Here is a 26968-nt window from a genome sequence, read left to right as displayed (position 1 = left end):
CGCATGGAGTGGTCGTGGCCGCCGCGTGGACGGTTCGCCGACGCGCTGGTCGCGGGTGCGATCGGCGCGTTCGTGCTCGGCTCGACCGTGCTCTCGGCCGGCAACGGCCAGGTCGGCGTCATCAGCTGGCTACTGGTGGTCACCGCGTCGGCCGCGCTGTACCTCCGGCGCCGGTACCCGGTGTTCGTCGCGGCGTACACGCTGCTCGCCTGCGCGCTGTACTACCCGCTGACCGGCCCCGGCAGCCCGATCATGCTGACGTTCATGGCCGCGATGTTCGGCGTGGGCGAGGCCGGGCTGCTGTGGGCCGCCGCCGGGTTCGGCGCACTGGCGCTCGGGCTCACGGTGGTGGGCGAGACGGCCAGCGAACGCCGCCACCTCGACGACGTCTCGCTGTTCCTGCTGTTCGGGTGGCTCGTGGCGTCGGTCGCGGTCGGCGGGGTGGTGCGCACACGGCGTGCGTACCAGCGGGAGGCGCAGCTGGCGGCGGCGACCCGGGAGCGGCTGCGGATCGCCCGCGAGTTGCACGACGTGCTCGGGCACGACCTGTCGCTGATCAACGTGCAGGCGAGTGCCGCGCTGCGCCGCGTGGACAAGGGGGACACCGCGCCGCAGCGGGACGCGCTGGCCGCGGTGAAGGACGCGAGCGGGCGGGCGCTGCGGGAGCTGCGGCGCACCATCGGCGTGCTGCGGCAGGTGGACGACGCGGCGCCGCTGTCCCCCGCGACCGGGCTCGCGGCGCTGCCGGACCTGCTCGAACGATCGCGGCGAACGGGCCTCGCCGTGCACGGCTCGGTGACCGGTGAGGTGCGCGCGGTGCCGCCATCCGTGGACCTCGCCGCGTACCGGATCGTGCAGGAGGCGCTGACTAACGTGACCCGGCACGCGGCCGCGTCCAGGGTGGACGTGCTGGTTTCCTACGGCGATGACGAGGTGGCGGTGCGGGTGGCCGACGACGGACGCGGACCGGACGGGAGCACGCCGGGGGCGGGCCTCCTCGGCATGACCGAGCGGGCGCGGGAACTGGGTGGCTCGCTGGCGGCCGGTGCGTGCCCGGAGGGCGGCTTCGTCGTGGCGGCCCGGCTGCCGATCGGGGGCGCCGCGTGATCCGGGTGCTGCTCGCCGACGACCAGAACCTCGTCCGCGCGGGCTTCCGGTCCATCCTGGACGGCGAGGACGACATCGAGGTCGTCGGCGAGGCCGGGGACGGCGCCGCCGCCGTGCGCGCGGCGCGGTCGCTGCGACCGGACGTGGTGCTGATGGACGTGCGCATGCCGCACCTCGACGGGCTCGCCGCGACCGGGCAGATCATCACCGCGCTGCCGGACGTGCGGGTGGTGATCCTGACGACGTTCGACCTCGACGAGTACGTCTACGGCGCGCTGCGTGCCGGGGCGAGCGGATTCCTCGTCAAGGACACCGAACCGGAGGAGCTGATCCACGGCGTGCGGGTCGTCGCCCGAGGTGACGCGCTGCTCGCGCCTTCGGTGACGCGGCGGCTGATCGCCGAGTTCGCCGGTCGCGTCGAACGCCCCGCGCCGAGTCCGCGGCTCGCGTCGCTGACCGAACGCGAACGCGAGGTGACCACGCTCGTGGCGGCGGGGCTGTCGAACGACGAGATCGCGCAACGGCTGGTCCTGTCCCCCGCCACCGCCAAGACCCACGTCAGCCGCATCATGACCAAGCTGGATGTCCGCGACCGCGCACAGCTCGTCGTCCTGGCCTACGAATCGGCGATGGTCACCCCCCGCTGGCTGGGCTGACCGCGCAACTCCCGGTGTACGTGATCACCCTTAGGGGGCTACCGGAGTTGCGGGGCGGGTGTCCACTCCGGCCCGACGACGGCAACCCCGGTCCCGCGCGAGCCTTCAGGCATGACTTCTCCTCCCTCCAGGCTCGTCCGGCTCGCGGGCTGGGCGCAGCGCAGGCACTGGCTCGCGCTGGCACTGTGGCTGCTCGTGCTCGCCGGGATCACCGTCGCCGCGCAGGCCGTCGGTCCGGACTACCGCGACGACCACTCGCTGCCCGGCACCGAGTCCCAGCAGGTGGCCGACACGTTCGCGGCGCTGGGACAGCAGCCGGACACCGTGCGGGTGGTGTTCCAGCACGACGACGGGATCGCGGGCGCACAGCGGGAGGTCGACGCCGTGCTGTCCGAAGTGGAGCGACTGCCGAGGGTCGCCGGCGTGGCGCCGCCGACCGTGGCCGAGGGTGGTTCGGTCGCGTTCGCGACGGTCACGCTCGACGGCGCCGACGTGCCTGCCGAGGACGTGCGCCGGATCATCGAGACCGCGCAGCGCGACGGTGAGCTGCGGGTCGAGCTGGGCGGCGACCCCGTCCGAAGCGCGGAGGAGGCCGGGGGCGGCGCGGCGGAGGGCGCGGGCATTCTCGCGGCACTCGTGATCCTCGTGCTGATGTTCGGGTCGTTCCTCGCCGCGTGCCTGCCGCTGGTCACCGCCGTGTTCGCGGTCGGCAGCACGCTCGGTGTGATCGTGCTGGCGAGCCACCTGACCGCACTGCCCGGCTACGCGCCACCGCTGATGATGCTCGTCGGGCTCGGCGTCGGCATCGACTACGCGCTGCTGATCTTCGCCCGGTACCGGGGCGAGCTGCGCCGGGGCGCCGACCGCGACCAGGCGGTCCGCACCGCGCTCGACACCGCGGGCCGGTCGGTGCTGTTCGCGGGCACCACCGTGATGATCGCGCTGCTGGGCCTGCTCGCGCTCGGACTCGGCTCCCTGCAGGGGGTCGCGCTCGCCGTCACGCTGACCGTGCTGCTCACCATGGTCGCTTCGCTGACGCTGCTGCCCGCGCTGCTGAGCGTGTTCGGCAGGCGGATCGAGAGGGCGGTGCGCAAGCGGCCGGACCGCGGCTCCGGTGTGCGGTGGCGGCGGTGGAGCGACACCGTGCAGCGCAGGCCGCTGCCCGCACTCGTCGTGTCCATCGCCGCGCTCGGCGCGTTGTCCGTGCCCGCGCTCGGCATGCAGCTCGGGTTCGCCGACGCGGGCACCGAACCGGCCGACGCGACCAGCAGGCAGGCCTACGACCTGCTCGCCGACGGGTTCGGCCCGGGCGTCAACGGACCGCTCGTGGTCATGGCGGAAGGCGGCGGCACCGAGGAGCTGGCGGCCGCGCTCGACGGCGCCGACGGGGTGGCGCGGGTCGGCGAGCCGCAGCGGCTCGGCGACGACCTCGGGATGCTGCTGGTGTTCCCGGACAGCGCACCGCAGGACGCCGCGACGAGTGAGCTGGTCACGCGGCTGCGTGACCAGGTGCTGCCGCCGCTGGAGGCGCGGACCGGCGCGACGTACCTCGTCGGCGGCGCGACCGCGGCGGCCGACGACTTCGCCGCGGCGGTGGCGGATCGGCTGCCACTGTTCCTGCTCGTTGTGGTCGGGCTGTCGGCGCTGCTGCTGATGGCGGTGTTCCGGTCGCTTTTGGTGCCGTTGAAGGCGGCGGTGCTGAACCTGCTGTCGATCGGCGCCTCGCTCGGGGTGGTGACGCTGGTGTTCGCGCCGACCGGGCCGGTCGAGGCGTTCGTGCCGGTGCTGGTGTTCGCGATCGTGTTCGGGCTGTCGATGGACTACGAGGTGTTCCTGGTCTCCCGCATGCACGAGGAGTGGCGGCGCACCGGCGACGCGGCCCGCGCGGTGCGGGAGGGGCTCGCGACCACCGGTGGCGTGATCACCGCGGCGGCCGCGATCATGATCGTGGTGTTCGGCGCGTTCGTGCTCAGCCCCGACCGGATGCTCCAGCAGTTCGGGCTCGGGCTGGCGGTGGCGGTACTGGTCGACGCGCTCGTGATCAGGTGCCTCGTGGTGCCCGCGGTCATGCGGCTGTTCGGGCCGAAGGCGTGGTGGCTGCCCCGGTGGCTCGACAGGGTGCTGCCCCGGCTCGCGCTGGAGCCCGCGGAATTGCCGCCGGAAACGACGGAAATCACACGTTCGAATGAATTGCGCTGACTGCTCCGTTCGGGTGATATTCCTTGCGGGTGCAGTGAAAAGTGCCATCGCGGGATGGTTCGCTGCTCGTGTAATCTCGGTTCGCCGAATTGTCCGAGCTGGGAGACGCGGTGGATTTTCTCGACACGGTCACGGACGGCATCGACAACGCCGTCGGGGCGGTGCTCGCCCCCGTCGCGGACACGGCGGGAGCGGCGGCCGGGACGTTGCGCAGGGAGCTGCGCCAGACCTGGCACGGCGTGTTCGGCTCCCCCACCCCGCCGGGTGGCACCAACTGGAACGCCTACAGCCACGAGGAGCTGACGGCGATGGTGCGCACCGGCGCCGATCCCGGCCAGGTCGGTGAGCAGTCGGCGGTGCTGGACGGCCTCGGCCGCGGCGCGCACGACTGCGCGGACGAGCTGACGTCCAGGCGGCAGCAGGTGCCGGACGTGTGGCAGGGCCAGGCGTCCGGCGCGTTCGGCAGCACCCTGGACGAGCACAGGGCGGGCGGTGCCGCGGTCGCCGAGCACGCGGCGGCGCTGTCCGCCGCGGTGCTCCGCGCGTCGGAGGCGCTGAGCCGGGCACAGGCGCGGATGCCGGAGCCGGTCGACGTCGGCGCCGCGACCTCGTACGGCGCCCTGACCGGCGGCGCGGCGGCGGGGCCCGCCTTCGCGGTGGGTGCGGTGTCGGGCGCGGGCACGAGCTGGTTCGGCGCGTCGCTGCTGGCCGCGAACAAGAAGGCGGAGGCGGTCGAGGTGATGCAGGCCTTCGAGCAGAGCCTGGTCGCCGCCGACCCGCCGGACGCACCCGCGAAGGTCCCACCCGGTGTGCCGGGCGGCGGGCAGCTCCCTTCGCCACGCCCGGAAGCGGTGGCCGTGCCCGTGACCGCCCCGCGCCCGGCGACACCGAACGTGGCCCGCGCGGACAGCACCCCCGCCCGGGCTCCCCAGACCGCGTCCAGCCCGGCCGTGTCCACCGCGTCCAGCCCGGCAACGCCCTCGTCGGCAGCGCCCTCCTCGGCAACGGCCGCTTCGGCGGCGGCCATCCCGGCCGCACCCGGCGCGTCCGCCACGGGCGGGGCGCCCGGCACCGGCCAGGTGACACACCCGGCTGGCATCGCCGTCGGCCCCGGCGGCGGCCAGGCCCGCGCCACCCGGCCGTCAGCCGCCCCCGGGTGGGTGAGCGGTCCCGACGGTCGCGCGATGGGCGGACCGGTGGCGTGGCGGGAGCTCGTGGGCCGGGGCACGACCCCGGGCCTGGTCACCGACACCGAACGCCCCGCCCGCCCCGTCACCCCTGGCGCCGTCCCGGCGACCAGCCGTCGGGAGGACGACCGCGAGCACCACAACCGCATGCCACGCGCCGACAAGCTGTTCACCCTCGACGACAGGACACCACCGCCCGTGATCGGGGCATGAGACGGGGAGCCACCATGTACGTCGACTCCGAGGAAGACCCTTCCGGCACCAAGGGTGCGCTGAGTCGTGCGGGCGCGGGTGTGTTCGTGAGCCCGTACGAACTGGAGCGGGAGGCGGACGAGCTGGTCCGGCTGGGCGAGCACCTGCACGACCGGGTGCGGCAGGCCGACGTGCGGCCGCTGCGACTCGGCTCGTCCCCGCCCGCGCTGTGGTTCGCGGCGAAGCTGGCGAGGCTGACCGGCCCCGACGGCACCCCGGCCGTACTGCGGGAGTGGGCCGACGGCCTGACCAGGCTGGGCGGTGAGACCAGGGCCGCGGCAGGTGACTACCGCGCCACCGACGACGGCAACGAGGGCACGTTCACCCGTCTCGGCGAGGCCAGGTGACCCGGTTCGGGTTGGTGGAACTGGACCTGCTCGCGACCCACGCGGGCGCCACCGTCCCCTACCCGCTGCGCGTCCCGTCGTTCGGCCGCGTCCCCGCGGAACGCGACGAGCTGTTCGCCGCGGCGGCGGAGACACTGCAGGTACGGGGTCTGGCGGACGCGGCGGGCCCGGCGGGCCTTGCCGCGGACGTGGTGGCGGCGCTGGCAAGACGACGGGGCACGGTGGACCTCGTGGTCCGCGGCCCGGCGGGCGAACGCGGCGCGGTGGCACTGGTGTACGGCAAACACGCGGTGCTCTGCAAACAGGACTTCGACGACGACACCCGGCTGGTGGACGTCCGCCGCATCCCGCTGAGCGCGGTGGCGACCGCACTGACCGCACTGACCCCGGACCTCGCGGCCGCGACGGCCATGCCGGTCCGCCTACCGGCCGCGGCGGCAACCGTGTCGACGGGCCACCACCGAACAGTCACCGAACACGGCGGCAACCCCGACGAACTGGACGCCCTGACCGACCTGATCACGGAAGTGGAAGGCGGCGGCCAACTGGGCGCGACGGCGACCACCCGAGAGGGCGGCGACATCCGCGACACCCGCACAGGTCCGGAGCTGTGCTGGCTGGACACCCCGTCAGGCCGGGTCCGGGTCACCACCCCGACGGCGGCGGACGGGTGGATCAGCGTGAACCCGCTGTCCCCCAGTGCTCTCCGCTCGGCGGCGGAGGAACTGGTGGAAGCACTACGCAGGTGAGCTCTCGTTCGTGGTCGTCCTCGCTGCTGGTCTCCTGGGTGGCGGAGGGGCATGTCGGCTGCGGTTGGGTTCGGGTCTGCCTGCCATCCCGTCGACCTCCCAGGGGCTTGCGCCACCGACGGGGTTGCGCGGGCAGAGCCCGCTGCGCGGGGGCCGGGCTGGTTTCGGTGCTGTGAAAGGTACGTTGACGGCGTGGCAATGCCCTGAAAGGCGCGTTCAGGGCGCTGAGGGCCCTGAACGCGCCTTTCAGGGCACTTGTTGCCGTGAACGCACCTTTGAGCACTGGGCCGGCGCGGGTGGCGCGCGATCTCGTGCAGGTACTGGAAAGCACGGTTCAGGTTGGCGTTGCGACCACAACGGCCGGGGCACTTCTCGGGTAACGATCCGCGCTCGGCGCGGTGTGGAGGTAACGACCGCCAGTCGCGCGCCGAAGAACTGCGCGACTCCTTGTGATTCGAGGCGATTGCCATGCGAACCTGGACCCTTCACCGGCTGCGCAGAGACCCGGCCGACACCGCGGCACACCACGTCCGGCGCGGCGCGAAATGGTTGAACGACCACACCACGGCCTACGCGGGCCGCGCGCCGATCACCTCCGACATGGTCGCCGACCTCGTGGTCATGGCCCGCTTCGGCGACCTGCGGCAACTGGCGGTCGAGAGCTACCGGACCGGGTCGACCGTCGCGACGTGGCTGGTCCACTTCACGCAGGACGGCTGGCGCCCGCGCCGCCCGGAACCCGTGCCGGGCGACGCCGTGCTCCGCGGTCTGCGGTACCGGGTCGTCCCTGGCAGGTCGGGTCGGGAACACCTGTACCGGCACCTGTTGCGGTGCAGTTGGACCGCGCCGGTCAGCCGCCGCTGACCGCGGTGCCATGGCCGATGGGCACCACCGCGTCCGCGTGGTGTTCCGCCAGCTGGTCGCGCCACCACGGGGTCTCCACGAACCCGCGTTTGAGCGACAGCAGTTCCACCGACGCGCTCCACCCGATCACGCCCGCCATCTTCGCGAGCGTGGCCGTGGTGAACTCGAACAGGCCGCGGGTCGACTCGGAGATCACCTCGCACAGCAGGGCGTTCCCGTCGAGCGTGGCGCCGAGGTAGCGCACCGACGGGTGGCGCAGCAGTGCCGCCGCGACCTCGGTGAGCCTCGACGGCTCGACGGTGACCCACAGCAGGGTCTCCGCCTCCAGCCCGAGCGCCTGCGCGGGCACGATCGTGAACACGGCAGCGCACCGGTCGCCGATCATGCGCTCGAAGCGGCGCCGCACGGTCGACTCGTTGAGGTCCAGCGCGCCCGCGATCGTCTTGAAGCTCGCCCGCCCGTCGTCACGCAGGTGGTCCAGGATCGCCCAGTCGACCTTGTCGAAGTGGTCCGGTGAGCACAGCGGCACCTCGGGCGGCAGCGCGTCCCGGTCGTCGAGCAACTGCTTGTACCAGTCGTGGGACACCTTGTAGACGTGCAGCAGCAGGTCGCTGTACCACCGCTGCACGCCGTCGATCTGCTGCAGCTCCAACATGGTCTTCGGGTAGCGGGTCGGTCCGGCGTTGACCACCAGCTCGATGCCGATGTCGTACGAGCCGGTGATCAGCGACGCCCACCGCACGTCCGGCCGCGCGACGAGCTGTTCGGCGACGTCGAGCTGTGTGCCGGGGCGGCAGCCGATGCGGGTGAAGAACGTCTCCACCGGCCCGGTGCTGCCCAGGCTCGGCAGCACCGCGACCTTCAGCAGGTTGTCCGCCATGAGCTGCTGGGCGCGCCGCGCCACCGTCGGCACCGACGTCTCGCACGTCGCCGCGATCGACGTCCAGCTGGCGCGCCCGTCGCCCTGCAGCGCGACGATGATCTGCCGGTCGAGATCGTCGAGGGGCCTCATGTGACGGGGCACACCTCGGCCAGGAACTCGCGCACCACCTTCGTCCACGCCTGCGCCTCCTCGATCTGCGGCGAGTGGCCCGACTTCTCGAACACCACCAGCCGCGAGCCGGGGATCAGACTAGCGATCGTCTCGCTGCACTCCACCGGAGTGATCCAGTCCGTGCGGCCCACCGTGATCAGCGTGGGCGCGGTGACCCGCGGCAGGACCGGCTTGAGGTCGTAGTCCGGGATGTTGACCGCGAACGCGTGGTTGTGCGCCTCGTACCGGTACGGGGTGGCCTCGACCTTCTTCTCCACCGCGGCCGGGTCGTAGTGGTAGTCGTACAGCGGCAGGATCTCCCGCCAGCAGTCCCGCAGGTCGTCGTTGTCGCGCACGGTGCCTTCGAAGATCCGGTCCAGCTTCTCCCTGTCGATCGACACGCGGGTCGTGGCGAGCGCGTTGGCGAGCGCCTTCTCCTCGTGCGAGTTGTCCGGCGAGGTGTCCCGCAGCACCATGGCGCGCACGCGGTCCGGGTAGCGGGTGGCGTACTCCATCGCCATGAACCCGCCGTACGAGCCGCCCGCGATGATGACCTGCTCGGCGCCGACCCACTGGCGCAGCCCGTCGATGTCGGCGGCCCACTGCTCGTGGCTGAACGTGCCGTTGCCCTCGCTCTGCCCGGACCCCCGCGCGTCGAACACCACGACCCGGTAGGTGTCGGCGAGCCTGCCGAAGCTCGCGCGCGGCTCGGCCCGCGAGCCCAGCCCCGGCGCGCCGTGGTGCGCGATCAGCACCGGCGCGCCCTCGGGGCCGAGCACCTCGACCGCGAGCCGGTTGCCGTTGATCTCCACCAGCTGCGCCTCGGTGGTGGCGGCGGCGAACTCGGGCGACACGTCGTTCACGAGAACTCCTTCTAGACGGGGATGACGCAGTCGTCGAGGCTGCGCGGATACGAGGTGAGCGGACGGGAGCCGTCCTCGGTGACCAGCATGGAGTCCGAGATCCGGTAGCCGGCGTGGCCGGGGACGTAGATGCCCGGCTCGTTGGACACGACCATCCCCGGCTCGAGCACGGTCGCGTCGCCGTCCTCCAGCCACGGCGGCTCGTGCATGCCGAGGCCGATGCCGTGCCCTTGCCGGTGCCGCAGGTAGCGGCCGAGCCCGGCCTCCCGGACCACGGCGAGGCATGCCTCGTTGGCAGACCGGCACTCCGCACCGGGCTTGATCGCGTGCCCGCCCACTTCCTGGGCGAGACGGATGGTCTCGTGGTAGCGGCGCTGCTCGTCGGTGGGCTCACCGAGGACGAACGTCCGCTCCCCCTCGACGAACCGGCCGCCGACCGCGCAGCCCAGCGACAGCATGAACGTGTCGCCCGGCCGCAACCGGTACCCCGACGGCAGGCCGTGCGGGTACGAGGAGTTGGCGCCCGCGTACACGAGCCCGCCGGCGAGGAAGGACACCACGACCACGTCGGTGTGCTCGGCGTACATGGTCGAGGTGCCGACGCGGCCGACGTGCGCGGCAAGCTCGGCCTCGCTGGGCAGCTCACCGCCGGTGGCGAGCGCGTCGGTCACGAGCTTGACGCCCTCGGTCAGCATCACGTCGGTGATGCGCGCGGCCTCCTGGTGCAGCGCGATCTCCGCGGGCTCCTTGACGTAGCGGGCGACGGTGACGAGGTCCGTCGGCACGAGGTCCACACCGGACAGTGCCACGGCGGCGGCGTTGTACCGCGCGTAGGTCATCGCCGTCGTGTGCCCCGCGGTCCGCCTGCCCGCGCCGACCGCCTCCGCGAGCAGCGCGAACGGCGGCACCACACCCGGGTACTCCGGGTAGGCCACCAGGTCCGCGACCGCGTGCTGCGCCTCCGCGTGCTCCCGTTCCAGTTCCGGCAGCAGGAGGACCGTGCTGCCGTCGGTGCCGAGCCACACCGCGACCGGCCGCTCGCACGGGTGGTGGAAGAACCCGGTCAGGTACGCGACGTCCTCGGGGTCGTCGGTGAGCACCGCGTCGAGCCCGGCGTCAGCGGCACGTGCCCGCACCCGGTCCTGAACCCGGTGGAAGAACGCGCGGTCAAGCCGCTGCGAGAAAGTCATGGCTTGTTCCTTCGTGGGTTGCGTGCGTCGTTGTAGGCCGTGGACAGCAGTGTCGACGCCAGTACGAGCAGGAAGATCGCGAGCGAGGGGAACAGCGGCAGCCACCACGCGGTGGACATCGCGCCAGCCTGCTGCGCCTCGTAGAGGATCCGGCCCCACGACCACGTGTTCGGGTCGCCGAGACCGAGGAACGCGAGACCCGCCGCCGACAGCACCGCCCGCGAGGAGGTCAGCACCACGGATACGAGCACCAGCGGCATCACCGCGGGCAGCACGTGCCGCCGGATGATCCACGCCGGCGAGCCCGTCATCAGCCGCGCGGCGTCCACGTAGGGCAGCCGCACCACGGAAAGCGCCTGCGAGCGCACGACCCTCGTCACCTCCGGCCACGAGAACGCCGCGATCACGAGGATGATGGTCACCGTGCTCGGCCCGACGAGCGCGGCGACGAGGATCATCAGCGGCAGGATCGGCAGCGACAGCGTCAGGTCCACGACCACGCTGATCACCGCGTCGAGCCTGCGGAAGTACGCGCCGACCACCGCGAGCAGCGTGCCGAACACGATCGCGATCAGCGACGCGGCCGCCGCGACCAGCAGGCTCTGCCGCGCGCCCCACACGACCTCGGCGAACACGTCGAGCCCGAGGCTGTCGGTGCCGAACCAGTGCGTGCCCGACGGCGGCGCGAGCACCGTTTCGCCGTACCCGGCCGGGTGGTCGGCGAGCAGCGGCGCCGCGACCGCGGTGATCACCAGCAGCACCAGCACGACCAGTGCCGCCATGCCGAGCGGCTCACGCCGGAACCGGCGCCACGTGTTCCGCGCGGGCCTGGGTGGTGCGTCCACGGCGACCGCCTCGGCCCGTTGCGCCTCCGGTGTCGTGGTCATGACGAGGCCGCCTTGACTCGTGGGTCGAGTAGTCCGTATGCGATGTCGGTGACCATGTTCACGGCCACCACGGTCACCGCGAGCAGCAGGAACGCGCCCTGCAGCACCGGGAAGTCCAGCTGGGTCACCGCTTCGTAGATGCCGCGGCCGATGCCCGGGTAGGCGTACACGGTCTCGATCAGCACCGCGCCACCCACCACGAACCCGAGCTGCAGGCCGACCAGCGTCGTGGTGGGCAGCAACGCGTTGCGCAGCGCGTGTTTCCACAGCACCCGCCACGCTGGCAGCCCGTTCGCGTTGGCGAGCACCACGTAGTCCTCGCCGAGTGCGTCGATCAGCGACGACCGCATGGTGAGCACGTACGCGCCGAGTTGGGCGAACACCAGCGAAAGGCACGGCAGCACGAGGTGCGAGAGGACCGACAGGTACCACTCGGCGCCGTACGTGCCGTCGGTGTAGGCACCGCCGATGGGGAACCAGTTCAGCTTCAGCCCGAGGACGTACAGCAGCAGGATCCCGAGGCTCGGCACGAACAGCGACTGCCCGGTGACCGCGATGACCTGCACGAACCGGTCCCACCACCCCCCGCGGCGGGACGCGGCGAGCACGCCGAGCGGGATGCCGACCGCGACCGTGACCAGCAGCGACGCCCCGGCGAGCAGCAGTGTCCACGGCAACCGTTCCATCAGGACGTTCGTGACGGTCGTGTTCTGGTGGAACGAGATGCCGAGGTTCCCCTGCAGCAGCTGCCACAGGTACTTCACGTACTGGACGGGCAGCGACTCCTCCAGGCCGTAGTCGGCGAGCAGGGCCGCCCGGGTCTCGCGTGTCATGTTCGGGTTCGCCACGGCCAGCACCGGGTCCCCCGGCAGCAGCCGCAGGAGCAGGAACGTGACGGTCACGGCGAACCAGATCGTGAGCAGGCCACGACCCACCCTCTTGAGCACGAACAAGAACAGCGACATCCAGGCGGCCCTTCAGCTCACTGCGACTGCGACTTGGTCGCCGAGGCGACCGAGATCGGGTTGACGATGGACAGCAGCTCGCTCGGCTTCACGACGAACCCGCTCCACTCGCTGCGGTGCGCCACGTACAGGTTCTGCGTGTACATCACGTTGTCGTACACGTTGTCCCGCACGAGCTTCGCCGCCTGCCGCAGGATCGGCACCTGCTCGTCGCGTTCGAACGTGACCCGCGCCTGCTCGATCAGCGACGAAAGCGCCGGATCGTCCACATAGGAGTAGTTGATCGCGCCGCCCGGCAGGTAGGTCAGGGCCATGTTGGTCGCCGGGTCGTCCATGATCGCGAAGTTGCCCGCGTAGATGTCGAAGTCACCCGCGTCGGTCTTGGCCAGGTACGTGTTGCGTTCCAGACCCTGCAGCTCGATCGTGACGCCCGCCTTGGCCGCGCCGTCCTTGACCAGCGTCGCCCACTGCGTGGTCACCGGGTCCTGCAGCGAGTAGATCAGCCGGAACTTCAGCGAGCCGTCGGTCGGGTAGCCCGCGTCGGTCAGAAGCTGCTTGGACTTCTCCGGGTCGTACTCGTACTCCTTGCTCGAATCGTCGTGAAACTCCTCCAGCACCGGCATGATCGGGCTGGACCCGGTCGACACGGCCTGGCCCTGCAGTACGACCTTGCGGATCGCGTCGTAGTCCACCGCGTGCGCGAGCGCCTGCCGGACCTCCTTCTTCGCGAGGTCGGGCTTGTTCATGTTGTAGGTCATGTGCGCGTAGCCGAGGCCGGGGACCTCCTCGACGGTGATGCCCTGCGTGTTCTGCAGCCCCTTGACCTGCGCGGGCGGCAGCGAGTTCGCGATGACGTCCACGTCGCCGTTCTTCAGGCCCAGGATCTCGGTGTTCACGTCCGGGTACACGCGGTAGACGACCTTCGCCGCCTTGGGCTTGCCGCCGTCGACCAGCGGGTAGTCCTCGACCCGCTCCAGCGTGTAGCTCTGTCCGCGTTGGACGTCGGTGAGCACGTAGGGCCCGGCCGACACCCAGCCGCCGCCGCTTCCGTCGTTGGCGAACGTCGCGACCGAACCGGCGGGCTCGAACACGTGCTGTGGCACGACGTTGCCCCAGAACCCGACCTCCGGGATCACCGTCGAGTCCGGTGCGGACAGCTTGACCTCGACCCGCGTGTCGGACACCGCCGTCGCCGACTCGACGTTGGTCAGCTGACCGTAGAGCGTGCCCGCCGGCTTGTCGCGCTTCACCGCGTTGAGCGAGAACGCCACGTCCTTCGCGGTCAGCGGTGTGCCGTCCGACCACTTCATGCCGGACCGGATCTCGTAGAACCCGGTGGTGTCGTCGACGTAGCCCCACTTCTCCGCCAGCTCGGGCGACTTCTCGCCGTCCGGGCCGATCGAGAGCAGGTGCGGGTACATCAGGTTGGTGATCCAGTAGTCGCTGCGGCTGTTGCCGACGAACGGGTTGTAGTTGACCACGTCGGTGGTGGTCGCGATGGTCAGCGTGGCGTCGGTGACCGCCGCGCCGCCACCACCCTCGGTCGGTGCGCTCGGCGCACAGGCGGTGAACGTGGCGATGGCCGCGGCCGTGGCGATGGCCGCGGTCAGCCGGGGACGTGACCTCAAACCCAGACCTCCTTGAGGACTCGTAGCGTGTTACCCCCGATGACCTTGCGGATGTCGTCGTCGCTGTACTGGTGCTTGACGAGCCAGCCGATGATGTTGAAGAAGCCCTCCGCCGGGTTCTCCAGCCCGTCCACGTAGGGGACCTTCTCGAACTCGACGCTCCCGTGCGCCTGCCCGAGGGACAGGTTCGCCGCGAACGTGTCGTGCAGGCCGACGTGGTCGCCGAACAGCGTGTCCGGGCCGAAGCCGACGTGGTCGATGCCGACCAGCTCGACGCAGTAGGTGAAGTGGTCCATCACGGAGTCGAGCGAGTGCCGGGGGTGCTCGCGCGACAGCGTCGTGTGCGGGGCCGCCTCGATGCCGATCACGCCGCCGCGTTCCGCGCACGCCCTGATCGTCTCGTCGTCCTTCATCCGGTTCGTCGGCCAGACGGTCCGTGAACCGGCGTGGGTGATGAACACCGGCACCTTCGACTTCTTGATCACGTCGAGGCCGGTGCGGTCACCGGAGTGCGAGATGTCGATGGCGATGCCGAGCTTGTTCATCCGCTCGACGGCCCGGTCGCCGAGGTAGGTGAGGCCGCCGTCGCCGCGCTCCTTGAGGCCGCTGCCGAGCAGGTTGGCCTCGGAGTAGGCGATGCCCATCTGCCGCACGCCGAAGCCGTAGAGCACGTCGAGCCGGTCGATCTCGTTCTCGATGGGGGTCGCCGCCTCGAGCGCGAAAACGTGGGCGATGCGGCCGGTCTCCGCCGCGTACTCGATGTCGGCGACCGACTCGGCCTTGATCACGAAGTCCTGGTGGGCCAGGTCGGCCATCCGCACACCGAGGTCGAACAGCACGTCCTGGTACTTCCAGCCCGCGTCGGAGCTGATGCAGCAGGTACCGTCCATGCCGTTGTCGAACACGGCGGTGAGCCCGGAACGCGACAGGCCCTCGTAGCCCGTTGGTTCACGGCCCTGGCGGATGTGCTCGCGCAGGTCGGTCATGTCCTCGGGGAACACCTGCACGTGCTCGTGCAGCGAGATGACCGTCTCCTCGGCGAGGAGCCGCCTGGTCCGCTCCTCCTGCTCACCCGTGAGTTCGAGGCCCTGGTAGGCGGGCACGCGGCCGACCTGCTTGGCGTAGGTGAACCCTCGGTAGTCCCTTCCGGACTCCAGGTACTCGTAGGCGGTGTAGCCGGTGTAGCGGGAAGCGGGCTCCAGCACGCTGCGCTCCTGTCTCCGCGTCGTGTGCGGTACCAGTTGACTGTCTCCTGTGGAATGCCGCAGAGTGTCATCAATATCCGGCATAGTTGTCAATGCATGTGTTCAAACACGGCGCGATCGGTCACCATATGAAACTTATCGGCAACACTCGGCATGTGAGGATGGAGCTGTGAACAGTCCTCCCGACGCGCTGCGGGTCCGCGGCCTGTCTGTTTCGTTCCAGATGGACAGCGGCGCCGACGTGGCGGCGGTCCGGCACGTCGACCTCGATGTCCCACGTGGACAGCTGGTCGCGCTGCTCGGCGAGTCCGGCTCCGGCAAGTCGGTGACCGCGCGCGCCGTCATGGGCCTCGCGGGCCCCGGCTCGACGGTCACGGCCGACGAGATCACCGTCGCGGGCACCGACCTGCGCACGGCGACCGCGCGGCAGCTGCGCGAGTACCGGGGCACCAGGATGAGCCTCGTGCTGCAGGACGCACTGTCCGCGCTCAACCCCGTGCTCACCATCGGCGACCAGCTCGGCGAGCTGTTCCGCGTCCACGGTGGAGTATCCAGGAGGGTCGCCAGGGCCAGGGCCGCCGACCTGCTCGGCACGGTCGGGATTCCCGCCCCCGCCAGGCGGACCGGCGACTACCCGCACCAGTTCTCCGGCGGCATGCGCCAGCGCATCCTCATCGCCATGGCGATCGCGCTCGAACCGGAGCTGCTGATCGCGGACGAGCCGACGACGGCACTCGACGTGACCGTGCAGGCACAGATCCTCGACCTGCTCGGTTCGCTGCGCACACAGCTCGACATGGGTGTGCTGCTCATCACCCACGACCTCGCGGTGGTCAGCGAGGTCGCCGACCGGCTCGCGGTCATGTACGCGGGCCGGGTCGTCGAGGCAGGCGACGCCGACACCGTCCTCTCCCGACCGTCCCACCCGTACACCGAGGCGCTGCTGCGGTCGGTGCCGCAGCTGGAACACCACGGCGCCGACCTGTTCACGATCCCCGGCTCGCCGCCCAACCCCGCGCGGGTGCCGGCCGGATGCCCTTTCCACCCGCGCTGCCACCGCGCCGTCGAGGAGTGCTCGACGGTCCGGCCGCAGCCGGTGTCGCTGGCAGGCCGCACCGTGGCCTGCCACCAGTCGGAGGTGATGCTCGGTGAGCACGTCTGACGAGGTTCTCGTCGCGGACTCGCTGGTCCGCAGGTACTCGGTCGGGTCGCTGCTGCGCAGGGGGCACGTGTCGGCGGTCGACGGGGTGAGCCTGTCGCTGCGCCGGGGCGAGGTGCTGGGGATCGTCGGCGAGTCCGGGTGCGGCAAGTCGACACTCGCCAGGATGCTCGTCGGGCTGGAACGCCCCGACAGCGGGCGGCTCCACCACGACGGCTCGGACGTCACCTCCGGTGGCCGCGCGCGGCTGCGGCGCGGCGTGCAGATGATCTTCCAGGACCCCTACGCCTCGCTCGACCCCCGGATGCGGGTGCTCGACATCGTGGCCGAGCCGCTGGCCGCGACCGGGCAGGGCACGCGGGCATCCCGCAGGGAGAAGGTCGCGACGCTGCTGGAGCTCGTCGGGCTGGCGCCGGACCTGATGAACCGGTACCCGCACCAGTTCTCCGGCGGGCAGCGGCAGCGGATCGGCATCGCGCGTGCGCTGGCGCTCGACCCTTCGGTGCTCATCGCCGACGAGCCGGTGTCCGCACTGGACGTCTCCGTGCAGGCGCAGGTGATCAACCTGCTCGCCGACCTGCGCGAGCGCCTCGACGTGGCGATCGTGTTCATCGCACACGACCTGTCCGTGGTGCGCCACCTCGCCGACCGGGTGGCGGTCATGTACCTCGGCCGGATCGCCGAGATCGGCCCGACGGCACAGATCTACGACACGCCGACCAACCCGTACACGCAGGCGCTGCTGTCGGCGGTGCCGTCCTCGGACCGGGCGTCGCGGGGCAGGCTGGCGCGGCGGCGCGTGCTCACCGGCGAGCCGCCGTCGCCCATCGACCCGCCGGCCGGGTGCCGGTTCAACCCCAGGTGCTGGCTCGCGCAGGACCGCTGCCGCACCGAGACCCCACCGCTGCGCGAGGTCGACGGCCGGTTGACGGCGTGCCACTTCGCCGAGGACGCGGCAGCCGGGGCGGTGCCCGCCACCGGCACAGCGTGAACCCCGGCGGACCCTACGTGCAGGCGACGCGCAGGTTGTCGAGCCGTTCGGTGTTGCGCTGCACCCACCTGGCGACGACACCCGCGTCGTCCAGCCGTTCCTTCTGCACCTGCAGGTAGGAGTCGGCGAGGCCGAGCAGGGACGCCTTCACGTCCTCGTCGGCCACGTCGTCCGCCAGCTCACGCAGCCTGCGTTCCTTGTCCTCGGCGCGCGCCTTGAGACGTTCGGAGTCGACGAGCGGGTTCAGGTCCGCGAGGCCGAGCGCCTCCGCGCACACCGACGCCCGGTCCGCGACCGCACCGGCATCGTCGACCGCCTCGCCCACCTCCGCGCACCCGGCCACCATCAGCACCGTCGCCAGCACGACTCCCACTCCCCGTAGCCCCATGCACAGAATCTAGCGGGCCCCGGTTTGCCCGTACGGGTGAACGGGTAGCCCTTGCTTGCCCGGATCGGAAGCAGGGCCGTTCCGGTGTGCAGAGGACCGGACCTGTCGGTCATTGCCCTCGCGAGCCCGACAGCGTCCGGTCTTCCCCTCTCCCTCCCGAGGCGTGGCTGAGCGCCCTGAAAGGCGCGTTCAGGACGCTCAGCGTCCTGAACGCGCCTTTCAGGGCGCTCGTCATGCTGTGAACGGGCCTGCTCGGTGGTTCGGGTTTCCGCTGATCAGGCGGATGGTGAAGCTGTCCTCGGTTCTGCTCATCGACACGTGGTCGCACAGCTGGTGGGTGAGCCACAACCCGAGTCCGCCCATCGGCGCGTGCGCGGCGGCGCGCAGCCCGGCGAACGGGTCGGTGGGGCCCGTGCCGCCGTCGGTCACCGTCACGACCACACGGTCCGGCCCGGCCCAGAAGCGGACCCGCGTCGGTGGCAGGCCGTGGCTCGTCGCGTTCGTGACCGACTCGGTGACCGCGATCCGCATGTCGGCGAGCGCGTCCGCCCCGAGCACCCCGGCGCCGACCCGCGCCAGCGCGTCCCGCGCGGCGGCCGGAGCCGGATCGGTCAGCTCGACCGCGGGCGGCGTGAGCTGCAACGGGTCCGGCACCTGCGGCCGGAGGTCGCTCAGGAACAGGTCCGGCTCGACGTAGTCCTGGCTGGGCAGGTGCCGGTCCGGGGTCGCGACGAGCGGGTGGGTGCGGACCACGTCGGCCAGCACCCCGGCCGGGGTCGTCCGCGTGTCGTAGGCGCACATGCTCCACAGCGGGAACTCGTCGTAGGCGTCGTTGATCGCCGACTCGTAGCGCGCCCACCAGTCCCACGTCGCCCCGAGCGCGGCGGGCGGCAGCTCGCCGATGGCGCGGATCTGCTGCGCGCCATCCGCCACCAGCCCGGCGAACATCTCGCGGTAGGCGCGGATCGCGGCCGCGGGCCGCGCGTACAGGTCGCCGCCCTCCTGGAACACCACCGGGGTGTCGTCCCCGAGCGCGTCCCGGACCAGCGCCGCGTTCCGCTCGCACAGGGAGACGATCGTCGGCTCCCCGGCCTCGACCCCGCCCAGCAGGAACGGGAGGACCACGGCCAGCAGCTCGTCGTCCGAATCGTGACAGATGGCCTCGTGGAAGTACCCGGTCTGCCCAGCGGGCATCCCGGTCCTCATAAGCCGCCCCTGTCGCTCACGCCGCTCCGCTCCCACATGACTCGGTCCCGGAAGAACAGGATCCCATCGATCCGGCGAAGATTGTTGACGGGGTTCCCCGACCCCGGCGACGACCGGCCCGCTCAGCCCCGGGCAGGTCAGGCGGCGCCTCCGCAGGACGACCGCGGTCGACGGGTGGACCGCGCTGGGCGACTCGACCCGTCACCGCGGACGTCGAGCTGGACGGGGCGGCAGGACGGCGGCCGGCAGGGTGGCCGCGACCACCAGGAGTCTTGCGCTCATCGGTGTCCATGTCCTTCCGGTTCGCCGTCCGGGGTGAAGGCCTCGCCGCCCGGCTCGGACTGCAGGTACACGTGCTGGTGCCCGTAGCCGGCGTCCACGTTGATCTGGTCGAGCTGCGTCGCGCCGACCGACCACGCGGTCACCGCGAGGTCCCGTTGCCGGGTCGCCAGCTCGTGGTGACCCTGCTGGTGCGCGGCGACGGCGACGGCGAGCTGGTCGATCGCCGTCGCGAGGCTGCCGCGGGCCACGTTGGTGGCGGTGGCGCCCGACGGCGGGTCGTCGAACGACCGGGCGGCGCCTTCGACGGTCCGCTGCCACGCGGCCGCGTCCCCCTCGTGCGCCGCCAGCCCCGCCACGACGGGCGCGAGGTCGTCGCGGGTCGCGCGGGCCAGGTCGGTCAGCTCCTTGACCTGCACCTTGTCGCGGGCGGCGTCCGCGGCGCGGATGTCGGCCGCCATCTGCGCCTCCTCGCTCGGGCTGCCGACGAGGTAGCCGCCGACCCCGAACACCACGGCGCCCACCACGAACGCCAGCACGGCGGGCAGGACCCGGCGCCGGACAGGGGCGGTGTCGTCGGTCTGCCCGAGGCGGAACGACCGGGTGCGGCGCCGGGCGGGCGCCGTGGTGCGAGGGCTCATCGCATTCCTCCTACGGGACGGGCGGCGGTCAGGGCTGCCCGGACTGTGTGGATCTCGTGTCCGTCCTTCGGTGCACCTGCCGTGGTGCGGGGCGCCGCCACGCCCCGCACCACGGCCCGGTCAGGCCCCATGTCGCACGGCGACGAGGGTGGGGTCGTCGAGCACGGCCTCGAGCGCGACGTGCGCGCCGCCGCGGGCGGCGGCCGTGAAACCCAGTGCGGGATCGCGGACGGGGTCGTCGGGGGTGGCGGCCATGCGCAGCAGCGCGGACAGGCCGACCATGGTCTCCCAGCAACCGCGGCGACCGCAGCCGCACAGGTCACCGCCGGGGTTGAGCGGCATGTGCCCGATCTCGCCGGAGAACCCGGCCGCGCCACGCAGGAGGCGCCCGCCGACCATGACACCGCCGCCGACCCCGGTCTCACCGGTGAGGTGGACCAGCTCGGCGGTGCCCGCGCGGCCACCCATGGCGAACTCGCCCAGCGCCGCGAGGTTGGCGTCGTTGTCGACCTTGATGGGCAGTTGCCGTGCGGGGAGCCGTCGCGGCCCGGCGAGCCGCTGCCGCAGGCCTGCGACGGCGTCGACCGTGGTCCAGTGCAGGTTGGGCGCGAAGGCGACCACACCGTCGTCGGTGCCGACCAGCGCGGGCACCGCGAGGGTCATGCCGACCGGCGTGACCTCCTGCTCCTCGCACGCGGCGAGCGCGCGGATCGTCAGTTCGGTGACCGCGTCCAGCACGGTCTCGGCGGGCAGCGCCTGCACGTCGAGCACGACCCGGTGCTCGAACACGACGGTGTCGGTCAGGACCAGGACGACCGCGATCACGTAGTCGACGTTGATCTCCACGCCGACACCGCCGATGCCGCGCCCGTCCAGCTCGACGGTCTGCCCCGGCCGCCCCACGGAGCCACCGCGCTCGACGTCGCCCTCGCGGACCAGCCCGCGGTCGATCAGCTCCGCGATCAGGCTCGACACGGTGCCCCGGTTGAGCCCGGTCTCCACCGCGACGCGGGCGCGGCTGCGTGAACCGGCGTCGCGCAGGTGCCGCAGCACGAGCGCCAGGTTGCTGCGCCGCATGGTGACCTGGTCGGCCGGTTGCCGCCCGGCTGGTCGAGCCGCGTTCACCAGGCAGCACCGCCCCGCTGATTTGTCCGTTAGCCGGACAAATTAGGACGGTGTGCAACCGCCGTCAATGGGGTTGGGCCGAAGTTCCGCCCGGGCGCCCCGGACGGCGCGTGAGGTTGGACCGAACGGGGCTCAGTAGGTCCGTTTGGGCATGAGCGCCCACAGGACCACGTAGGCGATGAACTGCGGTCCCGGCAGCAGGCAGGACAGCACGAACACGAGCCGCACCCGCCCGACCCGCCACCCGTACCGATCGGCGAGACCGGCACAGACACCGGCGATCATCTTCTTGCTCTGAGGTCTGGTCAACGTGGTCATGACTGTTCCGCCTCTCGGGGATCACGAGCTGGCTCCGCCTGGTGACGTGCTCGTGGCTGGCTTACGTCGTTCCACTCCGGCGCGGTCGGGAAACACCGGGCCGCGGATCGTGACGATGAGTGGTCATGACTCCACGGTCCCCCCGCGGTGGGCGGCACCGCATGGTGGATCACCCTGAGATGACCCTGGTTGTCGGCCCGTACTTGGCCGATGCCCTGAAAGGCGCGTTCAGGACGCTCAGCGCCCTGAACGGCCCATTCACGGCACTTGCCTGGTTGACGGGGCGGGCTCGGGTGGTACCCGGTCGGTATGGATGCAGCTGACCAGGTGCTGGTGGTCGGACAGGTGGCGCGTGACCTCGTGCTGCGGGTGGCCGAGATGCCCGGCGAGCGGGAGTCGGCGCGAGCCAGGCAGCGGCTCGAGATGCTCGGCGGCAAGGGCGCCAACCAGGCGGTGGCGCTCGCACAGCTGGGTGTCCCGGTCGCGTTGCTCGGGGTGGTCGGCGACGATCCCGTCGCCGACGACCTGCTGGCCCGTGCCCGCGGCGACGGTGTCGACGTGTCACCCGTGGTGCGGCGGGCCGGTACCAGCACCGGGCTGATCGTGAGCCTCCTCGACGCGCACGGGCAGTGGCGCTACGTCGAGGACCTGCCCGAACCGGTCCTGCTCACCGAGGACGACGTGCTGCTGGCCGCCCGCCCGTCCCGGTGCACGGTGGTCCAGCTGCAGCAACCGTCGGCCGCCGCGCTCGCCGCGGTCCGGCAGGCGGCAGGGCTCGTCGTGCTGGAGGGCGCACCCGCCGACGACGAGCGGCGTGCGGCGATCCTCGCCGCCGCGCACGTGCTGCGGGCCGACGCGAAGGAGGGTGGGCTGCTGACCGGCGCCGACCTGACGGACCCCGAAACGGCGGTGCGTGCCGCCCGCGAGGTCCAGCGTGCACACGACCTCGCATTGGTCGCGTTCGGCTACGACGGCGGTGACGTCTTCGTGTGGCGCGGCGGCTCGCTGGTCTCCACCCACGGCGACGCCCACGTCGTGGACACCACCGGCGCGGGCGACGCGCTCACCGCCGGGCTGACCACCGTGCTCGTGCGCGGCGGCGAACCGGAGGAGGCCGTCGAACTGGCCGTCGCCGCCGCGGCCGCGACGGTCGAGCACCCCGGCGGCCGTCCGCACCTGACACCTTCGCGGCTGCGGCACTTCCTGCGGCGGGCCCGCGTGGGCTGACCGGTCAGGCCGCCGCGGCTTCCCACCAGGTGACACGGATGTGTATACAGTATTCTGTCTGGAATGTAGGGTGGACGCGGACCGTGTCGTAGAGGAAAGGCCCGCGCTTCCATGTACACAGTCACCAACCCGGCGACAGGCGAACTGGTCGAGGAGATCGAGAACGCGACCGACGAGGAGGTCCGGGCCGCGATCGACCGCGTGCACAGTGCCTACCCGGCGTGGCGAGGACGGTCGGTCGCCGAGCGCGCGAAGATCGTCTCGCGGGCCGCGGAGCTGTTCGCCGAGCGGTCCGGCGAGCTCGCCGAGATCATGACGCTGGAGATGGGCAAGCGGATCAACGAGGGCCGCGGCGAGGTCGGCATCGTGGTCGACATCTTCAACTACTACGCGGACAACGCGGCGACACTGCTCGCCGACGAGCCGATGCGGGTCAGCACCGGCGACGCGGTGATCGTGAAGCAGCCGATCGGCGCGCTGCTCGGCGTGATGCCGTGGAACTTCCCGTGCTACCAGGTCGCGCGGTTCGTCGCGCCGAACCTGGTGCTGGGCAACACGATCCTGCTCAAGCACGCCTCGATCTGCCCGCGCTCCGCACAGGCCATCGCCGACGTCCTGCACGAGGCGGGCGTGCCCGCGGACGTGTACGTCAACACCTTCGCGTCCAGCCGCCAGATCCCGGCGGTCCTCGCGGACCCGCGGATCATGGGTGTTTCGCTGACCGGCAGCGAGCCGGCGGGCATCTCGGTCGCGACCGAGGCGGGCAAGCACCTGAAGAAGACCGTGCTGGAGCTGGGTGGCTCCGACCCGCTGATCGTGCTCGACAGCGACGACCTGGACGAGACGGTGAAGCAGACCGCGACCGCGCGGATGCGCAACTGCGGCCAGTCGTGCAACGCGCCGAAGCGGATGATCGTGCTTTCCGAGCTGTACGACGACTACGTGGACAAGCTGTCCAAGCACGTCGCCGACCACTTCCAGCCGGGTGACCCGGCCGACCCCGCGACCAGGCTGCCACCGCTCGCGTCGGCCGCCGCCGCCGACGAGGTCGCCGGGCAGGTGCGCAAGGCGGTCGAGCAGGGCGCCACGCTGCGGACGGGCGGCAACCGCATCGAGCCGGGCGCCTACCTGGAGGCAACCGTGCTCACCGACGTGACCCGCGAGATGGACGCCTACTACGAGGAGATCTTCGGCCCGGTCGTCGTCGTGTTCCGCGCGGAGAACGAGGAGCACGCGGTCGAGCTGGCCAACGACTCGCCGTTCGGTCTCGGCGCGAGCGTGTGGGGCACCGACCCGGCACGGCTGCGCCGCGTGGCCGAACGGATCGAGGCCGGGATGGTGTACTTCAACCGCGCGGGCGGCTCGTCCGCGGACCTCCCCTTCGGCGGCATCAAGCGCTCCGGCATCGGCCGTGAGCTCGGTCCCGCGGGCATCGAGGAGTTCATGAACAAGAAGGCGATCCGCCTGTAGCCAGGAACGCATGGCCTGATCCCGGCGACGGGCCGGAGCACTCGCTCCGGCCCGTTTCCCGTGCGCGGACACTTCCGATAATTTCGGGCGCATTACCCGTCATTGACAAATGATCCCAGGCGTCTCTACATTCGAATTCCGGAATTGTTTCGAAACTTCCGGAATTCGTCGAGTTGCGACAGACGGGAGCACGGCGTGTCCGCCGCACGAACTCTGGGCCTTCTCCTCGTGCCCCTGTTGGCGCTCGGCGTGACCTCCGCGCACGCCGACCGGCACGCCCCGCCCACCGCCACGATCGTCGACTCGACGCGGGGCGGCGGCCAGTCGCTTGCCCTCACGTTCGACGACGGGCCCGACCCGCGGAACACACCGAAGCTGCTGAAACTGTTGCGGCGCAACCACATCCGCGCGGTCTTCTGCCTGTGGGGCGAGCACGCCAGGCAGTATCCCGCGCTGGTGCGGCAGATCGTGGCGGAGGGCCACGTCCTGTGCAACCACTCGCGCAACCACGACGACCTGTCCACGTGGACCCCGGCGGCGATCCGCGCCGACCTGCAGGCCACCAACACCGCCATCCGCGCCGCCGTGCCGTGGGCACGCATCCCGTACTTCCGCGCCCCGTACGGCGCGTGGGGCGAGAGCCCGGAGGTGGCCGCGGCGCTGGGCATGCAGCCACTCGGCTGGCGGCTCGCGATCGGCGACTGGGAACCACCGGGCACCGACGTGCTCGTCGACCGGCTCCTGACCGGGATCACGCCGGGTGCGGTGGTGCTGCTGCACGACGGCGGCGGTGACCGCACCCAGACCGTCGACGCGGTCGCGGCGGTCATCCCGCGGCTGCGGTCCGACGGCTGGCACTTCGCGCTCCCCGCGCGGCGGGGGTGAGCACCATGGCACGCAAGAAGATCCTCGCCGTACTGGCGGGTGCGGCGGTCCTGCTGACCGGCGCCTCGGTCGCCGACGCCGCACCGCCCGCGCACTGGGTCGGCACGTGGGCGAGCGTCCCGACACAGACACCGCCCACCGCGACCCCGACGCTCACCGACGAGACGATCCGCCAGGTCGTCCACACCAGCGTCGCCGGCAGCGACCTGCGTCTGCGCCTCACCAACGAGTTCGGCACGACCGCGCTGCGGCTCGGGGCGGTGCACGTCGCGCGCCGGGCCGGGTCCACGGGCACCGCCATCGTCGGGGGGACCGACCGCACGGTCACGTTCGGCGGTGACGCCTCCCCCACCATCCCAGCGGGGGCGCCGCTCGTGAGCGACCCGGTGCGGCTGCCGGTGCCCGCGCGGGCGGACCTCGTCGTGAGCATCCACGTGCCGGGCCCGGCACCGGTGACGTCGCTGCACAACTTCGCCTACCAGGAGAACGTGGTCGCGGCGGGTGACGTGACCGGTGCCCCGGCCGTCACCGGCCGCACGGTCACGGCGTGGTACTTCCTGTCCGGGGTCAGCGTGCGCACCACGGACCGGCACGCGTCCGCGGTCGTCGCGCTCGGCGACTCGATCACCAACGGGTTCGAGACCGAGGTCAACGCCAACCACCGCTGGCCGGACCTGCTCGCGCACCGCGTGCGCGGCAAGGGAATGCTCAACCTTGGGGTGGCGGGCAACCGGCTGCTGCACGACCCGAACCCGCCGCCGAGCAGTGAGGCCGAGCAGTACGCGGCGTTCTTCGGGCAGAGCGCGCTGCGCCGCTTCGACCGGGACGTGCTCGCGCAGCCCGGCGTCGGGCACGTGATCGTGCAGCTCGGCGTGAACGACCTCGGCCACCCCGGCACGTCGGCGCCGCCGGGCGAGGTGGTCACGGCGGAGGAGATCATCGGCGCGCACCGGCAGCTGATCGTGCGCGCGCACGCGGCGGGGGTGCGGGTCGTCGGCGGCACGATCCTGCCGTTCAGGAACGACACCCTCGGGTTCCACAGCCCGGCGAACGAGGCGAAGCGGCAGGCCGTGAACCGGTGGATCCGCACGAGCGGCGAGTACGACGGGGTCGCCGACTTCGACGCCGCCCTCCGCGACCCGGCCGACCCGCAACGGTTGCGCGCGAAGTACGACAGCGGCGACCACCTGCACCCCAACGACGCCGGCATGGCGGCGATGGCGGCGGCGATCCCGGCACACCTGCTCCGCTGACACCCTGACCAGCGCGTTCACGGTAACCGGGCGCCGATGGCGGGTGCCGCGACAGTGAGGTGGGCCGGGGCGTCCGGCTCGCCAGGGGGCGCGAGCGTGAGCACGGCACGCAACGTCCACACCAGGTTGTAGTCGCCGTACCACCAGTAAACGTGCGTCGGCGCGAGCACGTCGATCGCCGGTCCGGTCGGGGCGCGGTAGGCATGTGCGTGTTCGGCGTCCCGGATCACCAGCACGTCCGCGCAGTCCGCCCACTGGTACACACCGGCCAGGAGCTCCGGGCCATGCCGCCCCGCCCGGAACCGGCGCCACCGGAACCCGCGCTCACCGGCCAGGTCGAGCAACGCGTCGGCGGTCATGGGTTCAGCACGGTCGTCAGCAGGTCCCACCGCTGTCCGATGTGCTCGGGGAGGTCCATCCACACCAGCGCCATGGGCTCGGGCCGTGCGGTGTAGCGGGCCAGCGCCGCCGCGGCCGACCCGTGCACCGCGTGCGTGGTCCGCCGGGTCACCGGATCCCGCCGGTAGATCACCGCCTCGCGCTCACCGGCACCGACGATCTCCATGCCCCACGCGAAGATCAGGTCGTGGTCGGCCGAGTCGACCAGCGTGAACAGCCGTCCGTACATGAGATTGCCTCCGCTATCCCGGGTCCTGTCGATGCGCGGTGCCGATGGCGGCGCCGATGGCCAGCCGGATATGCTCAGCCGTCTCGGCGGTGACCGCCACGGCCTCGGCCGACGGGATGTGCAGCGACACCCGACCGTCCGGAAGGGACTCCGCGGCGAACAGGTCGGTCCGGCCGTTCCGGACGGTCCACCTGCCCACCGCACCCTCCGAATATCGTTTACCAGTTCACACACAATTCTTCCCGGTACGTATTGCCCAGCACAAT

The 26968-nt window shown here is 71.7% G+C and carries 28 protein-coding genes; 13 read left to right on the top strand and 15 right to left on the bottom strand.

Annotated features, from left to right (window positions below):
- Nucleotides 1-3 precede the first annotated feature (3 nt).
- The 7 genes from ACFPCV_RS18005 (at nt 4) to ACFPCV_RS17975 (ending at nt 7361) form a co-directional block, all read left to right on the top strand.
- The gene (locus ACFPCV_RS18005; RefSeq protein WP_378057354.1) at nt 4-1107 is read left to right on the top strand and encodes a sensor histidine kinase; all 1104 of its coding nucleotides are present in this window, start codon (nt 4-6) and stop codon (nt 1105-1107) included.
- Nucleotides 1104-1763, top strand: coding sequence for a response regulator (locus ACFPCV_RS18000; protein WP_378057353.1), 660 nt, complete (start codon nt 1104-1106; stop codon nt 1761-1763). The genes ACFPCV_RS18005 and ACFPCV_RS18000 overlap by 4 nt, the downstream gene beginning before the upstream one ends.
- Nucleotides 1764-1874: 111 nt before the next feature.
- The gene (locus tag ACFPCV_RS17995; protein WP_378057352.1) at nt 1875-3962 is read left to right on the top strand and encodes an MMPL family transporter; all 2088 of its coding nucleotides are present in this window, start codon (nt 1875-1877) and stop codon (nt 3960-3962) included.
- Between the two features lie 110 nt (nt 3963-4072).
- The gene (locus tag ACFPCV_RS17990; RefSeq protein ID WP_378057351.1) at nt 4073-5362 is read left to right on the top strand and encodes a hypothetical protein; all 1290 of its coding nucleotides are present in this window, start codon (nt 4073-4075) and stop codon (nt 5360-5362) included.
- 14 nt (nt 5363-5376) lie between these two features.
- Nucleotides 5377-5748 carry a hypothetical protein gene (locus ACFPCV_RS17985; protein WP_378057350.1) on the top strand — a complete coding sequence of 124 codons (372 nt, stop codon included), beginning with the start codon at nt 5377-5379 and terminating at the stop codon, nt 5746-5748.
- A complete protein-coding gene (locus tag ACFPCV_RS17980; protein ID WP_378057349.1) occupies nt 5745-6497 on the top strand; it encodes an ESX secretion-associated protein EspG in 753 nt (250 codons plus the stop codon). The genes ACFPCV_RS17985 and ACFPCV_RS17980 overlap by 4 nt, the downstream gene beginning before the upstream one ends.
- Nucleotides 6498-6965: 468 nt before the next feature.
- On the top strand, nt 6966-7361 hold the full coding sequence (locus tag ACFPCV_RS17975; protein ID WP_378057348.1) for a hypothetical protein: 396 nt from the start codon (nt 6966-6968) through the stop codon (nt 7359-7361).
- Here ACFPCV_RS17975 and ACFPCV_RS17970 read toward each other — a convergent pair.
- From ACFPCV_RS17970 to ACFPCV_RS17940, 7 genes are read right to left on the bottom strand one after another with little or no spacing between them, the layout of a single operon-like run.
- Complete coding sequence (locus tag ACFPCV_RS17970; RefSeq protein ID WP_378057347.1) at nt 7348-8373, bottom strand: Lrp/AsnC family transcriptional regulator; 1026 nt, start codon at nt 8371-8373, stop codon at nt 7348-7350. The two genes, ACFPCV_RS17975 and ACFPCV_RS17970, sit on opposite strands and share 14 nt — an antisense overlap.
- Entirely contained in the window at nt 8370-9257 is an 888-nt protein-coding gene (locus tag ACFPCV_RS17965; RefSeq protein WP_378057346.1) for an alpha/beta fold hydrolase, read from the bottom strand. The genes ACFPCV_RS17970 and ACFPCV_RS17965 overlap by 4 nt, the downstream gene beginning before the upstream one ends.
- Nucleotides 9258-9268: 11 nt before the next feature.
- Nucleotides 9269-10447, bottom strand: coding sequence for a M24 family metallopeptidase (locus ACFPCV_RS17960; protein WP_378057345.1), 1179 nt, complete (start codon nt 10445-10447; stop codon nt 9269-9271).
- Complete coding sequence (locus tag ACFPCV_RS17955) at nt 10444-11334, bottom strand: ABC transporter permease (RefSeq protein WP_378057344.1); 891 nt, start codon at nt 11332-11334, stop codon at nt 10444-10446. The genes ACFPCV_RS17960 and ACFPCV_RS17955 overlap by 4 nt, the downstream gene beginning before the upstream one ends.
- Nucleotides 11331-12299: an ABC transporter permease gene (locus tag ACFPCV_RS17950; protein ID WP_378057343.1), complete on the bottom strand. Its 969-nt coding sequence runs from the start codon at nt 12297-12299 to the stop codon at nt 11331-11333. Before ACFPCV_RS17950 ends, ACFPCV_RS17955 begins: the two co-directional genes overlap by 4 nt.
- Before the next feature lie 17 nt (nt 12300-12316).
- Entirely contained in the window at nt 12317-13927 is a 1611-nt protein-coding gene (locus tag ACFPCV_RS17945; RefSeq protein ID WP_378057342.1) for an ABC transporter substrate-binding protein, read from the bottom strand.
- A complete protein-coding gene (locus ACFPCV_RS17940) occupies nt 13924-15132 on the bottom strand; it encodes a dipeptidase (protein ID WP_378057341.1) in 1209 nt (402 codons plus the stop codon). The genes ACFPCV_RS17945 and ACFPCV_RS17940 overlap by 4 nt, the downstream gene beginning before the upstream one ends.
- Before the next feature lie 169 nt (nt 15133-15301).
- Between ACFPCV_RS17940 and ACFPCV_RS17935 the strand changes: the two genes are divergently transcribed.
- Nucleotides 15302-16294 (top strand): ABC transporter ATP-binding protein, encoded by a 993-nt coding sequence (locus tag ACFPCV_RS17935; protein ID WP_378057340.1) that lies wholly within the window; start codon nt 15302-15304, stop codon nt 16292-16294.
- A complete protein-coding gene (locus tag ACFPCV_RS17930) occupies nt 16281-17282 on the top strand; it encodes an ABC transporter ATP-binding protein (protein WP_378057339.1) in 1002 nt (333 codons plus the stop codon). Before ACFPCV_RS17935 ends, ACFPCV_RS17930 begins: the two co-directional genes overlap by 14 nt.
- A 13-nt stretch (nt 17283-17295) precedes the next feature.
- Here ACFPCV_RS17930 and ACFPCV_RS17925 read toward each other — a convergent pair whose 3' ends face one another.
- The 5 genes from ACFPCV_RS17925 to ACFPCV_RS17905 all read right to left on the bottom strand — a co-directional run bounded on the left by ACFPCV_RS17925 (nt 17296) and on the right by ACFPCV_RS17905 (nt 21239).
- Complete coding sequence (locus ACFPCV_RS17925; protein ID WP_378057338.1) at nt 17296-17670, bottom strand: hypothetical protein; 375 nt, start codon at nt 17668-17670, stop codon at nt 17296-17298.
- Nucleotides 17671-17901: 231 nt separating this feature from the next.
- On the bottom strand, nt 17902-18864 hold the full coding sequence (locus ACFPCV_RS17920; RefSeq protein ID WP_378057337.1) for an anti-sigma factor RsbA family regulatory protein: 963 nt from the start codon (nt 18862-18864) through the stop codon (nt 17902-17904).
- A 290-nt stretch (nt 18865-19154) separates the two neighbouring features.
- Nucleotides 19155-19796, bottom strand: coding sequence for a hypothetical protein (locus ACFPCV_RS17915; protein WP_378057336.1), 642 nt, complete (start codon nt 19794-19796; stop codon nt 19155-19157).
- 120 nt (nt 19797-19916) lie between these two features.
- Nucleotides 19917-20921: an ROK family protein gene (locus ACFPCV_RS17910; RefSeq protein ID WP_378057335.1), complete on the bottom strand. Its 1005-nt coding sequence runs from the start codon at nt 20919-20921 to the stop codon at nt 19917-19919.
- A gap of 132 nt (nt 20922-21053) precedes the next feature.
- Nucleotides 21054-21239: a PspC domain-containing protein gene (locus ACFPCV_RS17905; RefSeq protein WP_378057334.1), complete on the bottom strand. Its 186-nt coding sequence runs from the start codon at nt 21237-21239 to the stop codon at nt 21054-21056.
- 309 nt (nt 21240-21548) lie between these two features.
- On the opposite strand from ACFPCV_RS17905, the gene ACFPCV_RS17900 reads away from it, so the two are divergent.
- From ACFPCV_RS17900 to ACFPCV_RS17885, 4 genes are all read left to right on the top strand, one after another.
- A complete protein-coding gene (locus ACFPCV_RS17900) occupies nt 21549-22466 on the top strand; it encodes a PfkB family carbohydrate kinase (RefSeq protein ID WP_378057333.1) in 918 nt (305 codons plus the stop codon).
- A gap of 111 nt (nt 22467-22577) precedes the next feature.
- Nucleotides 22578-23936, top strand: a complete 1359-nt coding sequence (locus ACFPCV_RS17895; protein WP_378057332.1) for an NAD-dependent succinate-semialdehyde dehydrogenase — start codon at nt 22578-22580, stop codon at nt 23934-23936.
- A gap of 195 nt (nt 23937-24131) precedes the next feature.
- Nucleotides 24132-24821 (top strand): polysaccharide deacetylase family protein, encoded by a 690-nt coding sequence (locus ACFPCV_RS17890; RefSeq protein ID WP_378057331.1) that lies wholly within the window; start codon nt 24132-24134, stop codon nt 24819-24821.
- 5 nt (nt 24822-24826) lie between these two features.
- Complete coding sequence (locus tag ACFPCV_RS17885) at nt 24827-26074, top strand: SGNH/GDSL hydrolase family protein (RefSeq protein WP_378057330.1); 1248 nt, start codon at nt 24827-24829, stop codon at nt 26072-26074.
- Nucleotides 26075-26091: 17 nt separating this feature from the next.
- On the opposite strand, the gene ACFPCV_RS17880 is transcribed toward ACFPCV_RS17885, so the two are convergent.
- The 3 genes from ACFPCV_RS17880 to ACFPCV_RS17870 are packed head-to-tail and all read right to left on the bottom strand — an operon-like array spanning nt 26092 to nt 26901.
- On the bottom strand, nt 26092-26433 hold the full coding sequence (locus tag ACFPCV_RS17880; RefSeq protein ID WP_378057329.1) for a hypothetical protein: 342 nt from the start codon (nt 26431-26433) through the stop codon (nt 26092-26094).
- Nucleotides 26430-26702, bottom strand: coding sequence for a hypothetical protein (locus ACFPCV_RS17875; protein WP_378057328.1), 273 nt, complete (start codon nt 26700-26702; stop codon nt 26430-26432). The genes ACFPCV_RS17880 and ACFPCV_RS17875 overlap by 4 nt, the downstream gene beginning before the upstream one ends.
- A gap of 13 nt (nt 26703-26715) precedes the next feature.
- Nucleotides 26716-26901, bottom strand: coding sequence for a hypothetical protein (locus ACFPCV_RS17870; protein ID WP_378057327.1), 186 nt, complete (start codon nt 26899-26901; stop codon nt 26716-26718).
- Nucleotides 26902-26968 lie beyond the last annotated feature (67 nt).

The organism is Actinophytocola glycyrrhizae, assembly GCF_042653545.1.
Lineage (GTDB): Bacteria > Actinomycetota > Actinomycetes > Mycobacteriales > Pseudonocardiaceae > Actinophytocola > Actinophytocola glycyrrhizae.
The sequence above is the reverse complement of the archived record's forward strand: the minus strand, read 5'-3'. Positions and strand labels throughout refer to the sequence as shown.

Bases quoted from the DNA above. Each gene is read 5' to 3' on its own strand.
- ACFPCV_RS18005 (WP_378057354.1), top strand. From the start codon at position 4: ATGGAGTGGTCGTGGCCGCCGCGTGGACGGTTCGCCGACGCGCTGGTC.
- ACFPCV_RS17995 (WP_378057352.1), top strand. From the start codon at position 1,875: ATGACTTCTCCTCCCTCCAGGCTCGTCCGGCTCGCGGGCTGGGCGCAG.
- ACFPCV_RS17985 (WP_378057350.1), top strand. From the start codon at position 5,377: ATGTACGTCGACTCCGAGGAAGACCCTTCCGGCACCAAGGGTGCGCTG.
- ACFPCV_RS17975 (WP_378057348.1), top strand. From the start codon at position 6,966: ATGCGAACCTGGACCCTTCACCGGCTGCGCAGAGACCCGGCCGACACC.
- ACFPCV_RS17970 (WP_378057347.1), bottom strand. From the start codon at position 8,373: ATGAGGCCCCTCGACGATCTCGACCGGCAGATCATCGTCGCGCTGCAG.
- ACFPCV_RS17960 (WP_378057345.1), bottom strand. From the start codon at position 10,447: ATGACTTTCTCGCAGCGGCTTGACCGCGCGTTCTTCCACCGGGTTCAG.
- ACFPCV_RS17955 (WP_378057344.1), bottom strand. From the start codon at position 11,334: ATGACCACGACACCGGAGGCGCAACGGGCCGAGGCGGTCGCCGTGGAC.
- ACFPCV_RS17950 (WP_378057343.1), bottom strand. From the start codon at position 12,299: ATGTCGCTGTTCTTGTTCGTGCTCAAGAGGGTGGGTCGTGGCCTGCTC.
- ACFPCV_RS17925 (WP_378057338.1), bottom strand. From the start codon at position 17,670: ATGGGGCTACGGGGAGTGGGAGTCGTGCTGGCGACGGTGCTGATGGTG.
- ACFPCV_RS17920 (WP_378057337.1), bottom strand. From the start codon at position 18,864: ATGCCCGCTGGGCAGACCGGGTACTTCCACGAGGCCATCTGTCACGAT.
- ACFPCV_RS17915 (WP_378057336.1), bottom strand. From the start codon at position 19,796: ATGAGCCCTCGCACCACGGCGCCCGCCCGGCGCCGCACCCGGTCGTTC.
- ACFPCV_RS17905 (WP_378057334.1), bottom strand. From the start codon at position 21,239: ATGACCACGTTGACCAGACCTCAGAGCAAGAAGATGATCGCCGGTGTC.
- ACFPCV_RS17900 (WP_378057333.1), top strand. From the start codon at position 21,549: ATGGATGCAGCTGACCAGGTGCTGGTGGTCGGACAGGTGGCGCGTGAC.
- ACFPCV_RS17895 (WP_378057332.1), top strand. From the start codon at position 22,578: ATGTACACAGTCACCAACCCGGCGACAGGCGAACTGGTCGAGGAGATC.
- ACFPCV_RS17885 (WP_378057330.1), top strand. From the start codon at position 24,827: ATGGCACGCAAGAAGATCCTCGCCGTACTGGCGGGTGCGGCGGTCCTG.
- ACFPCV_RS17880 (WP_378057329.1), bottom strand. From the start codon at position 26,433: ATGACCGCCGACGCGTTGCTCGACCTGGCCGGTGAGCGCGGGTTCCGG.
- ACFPCV_RS17875 (WP_378057328.1), bottom strand. From the start codon at position 26,702: ATGTACGGACGGCTGTTCACGCTGGTCGACTCGGCCGACCACGACCTG.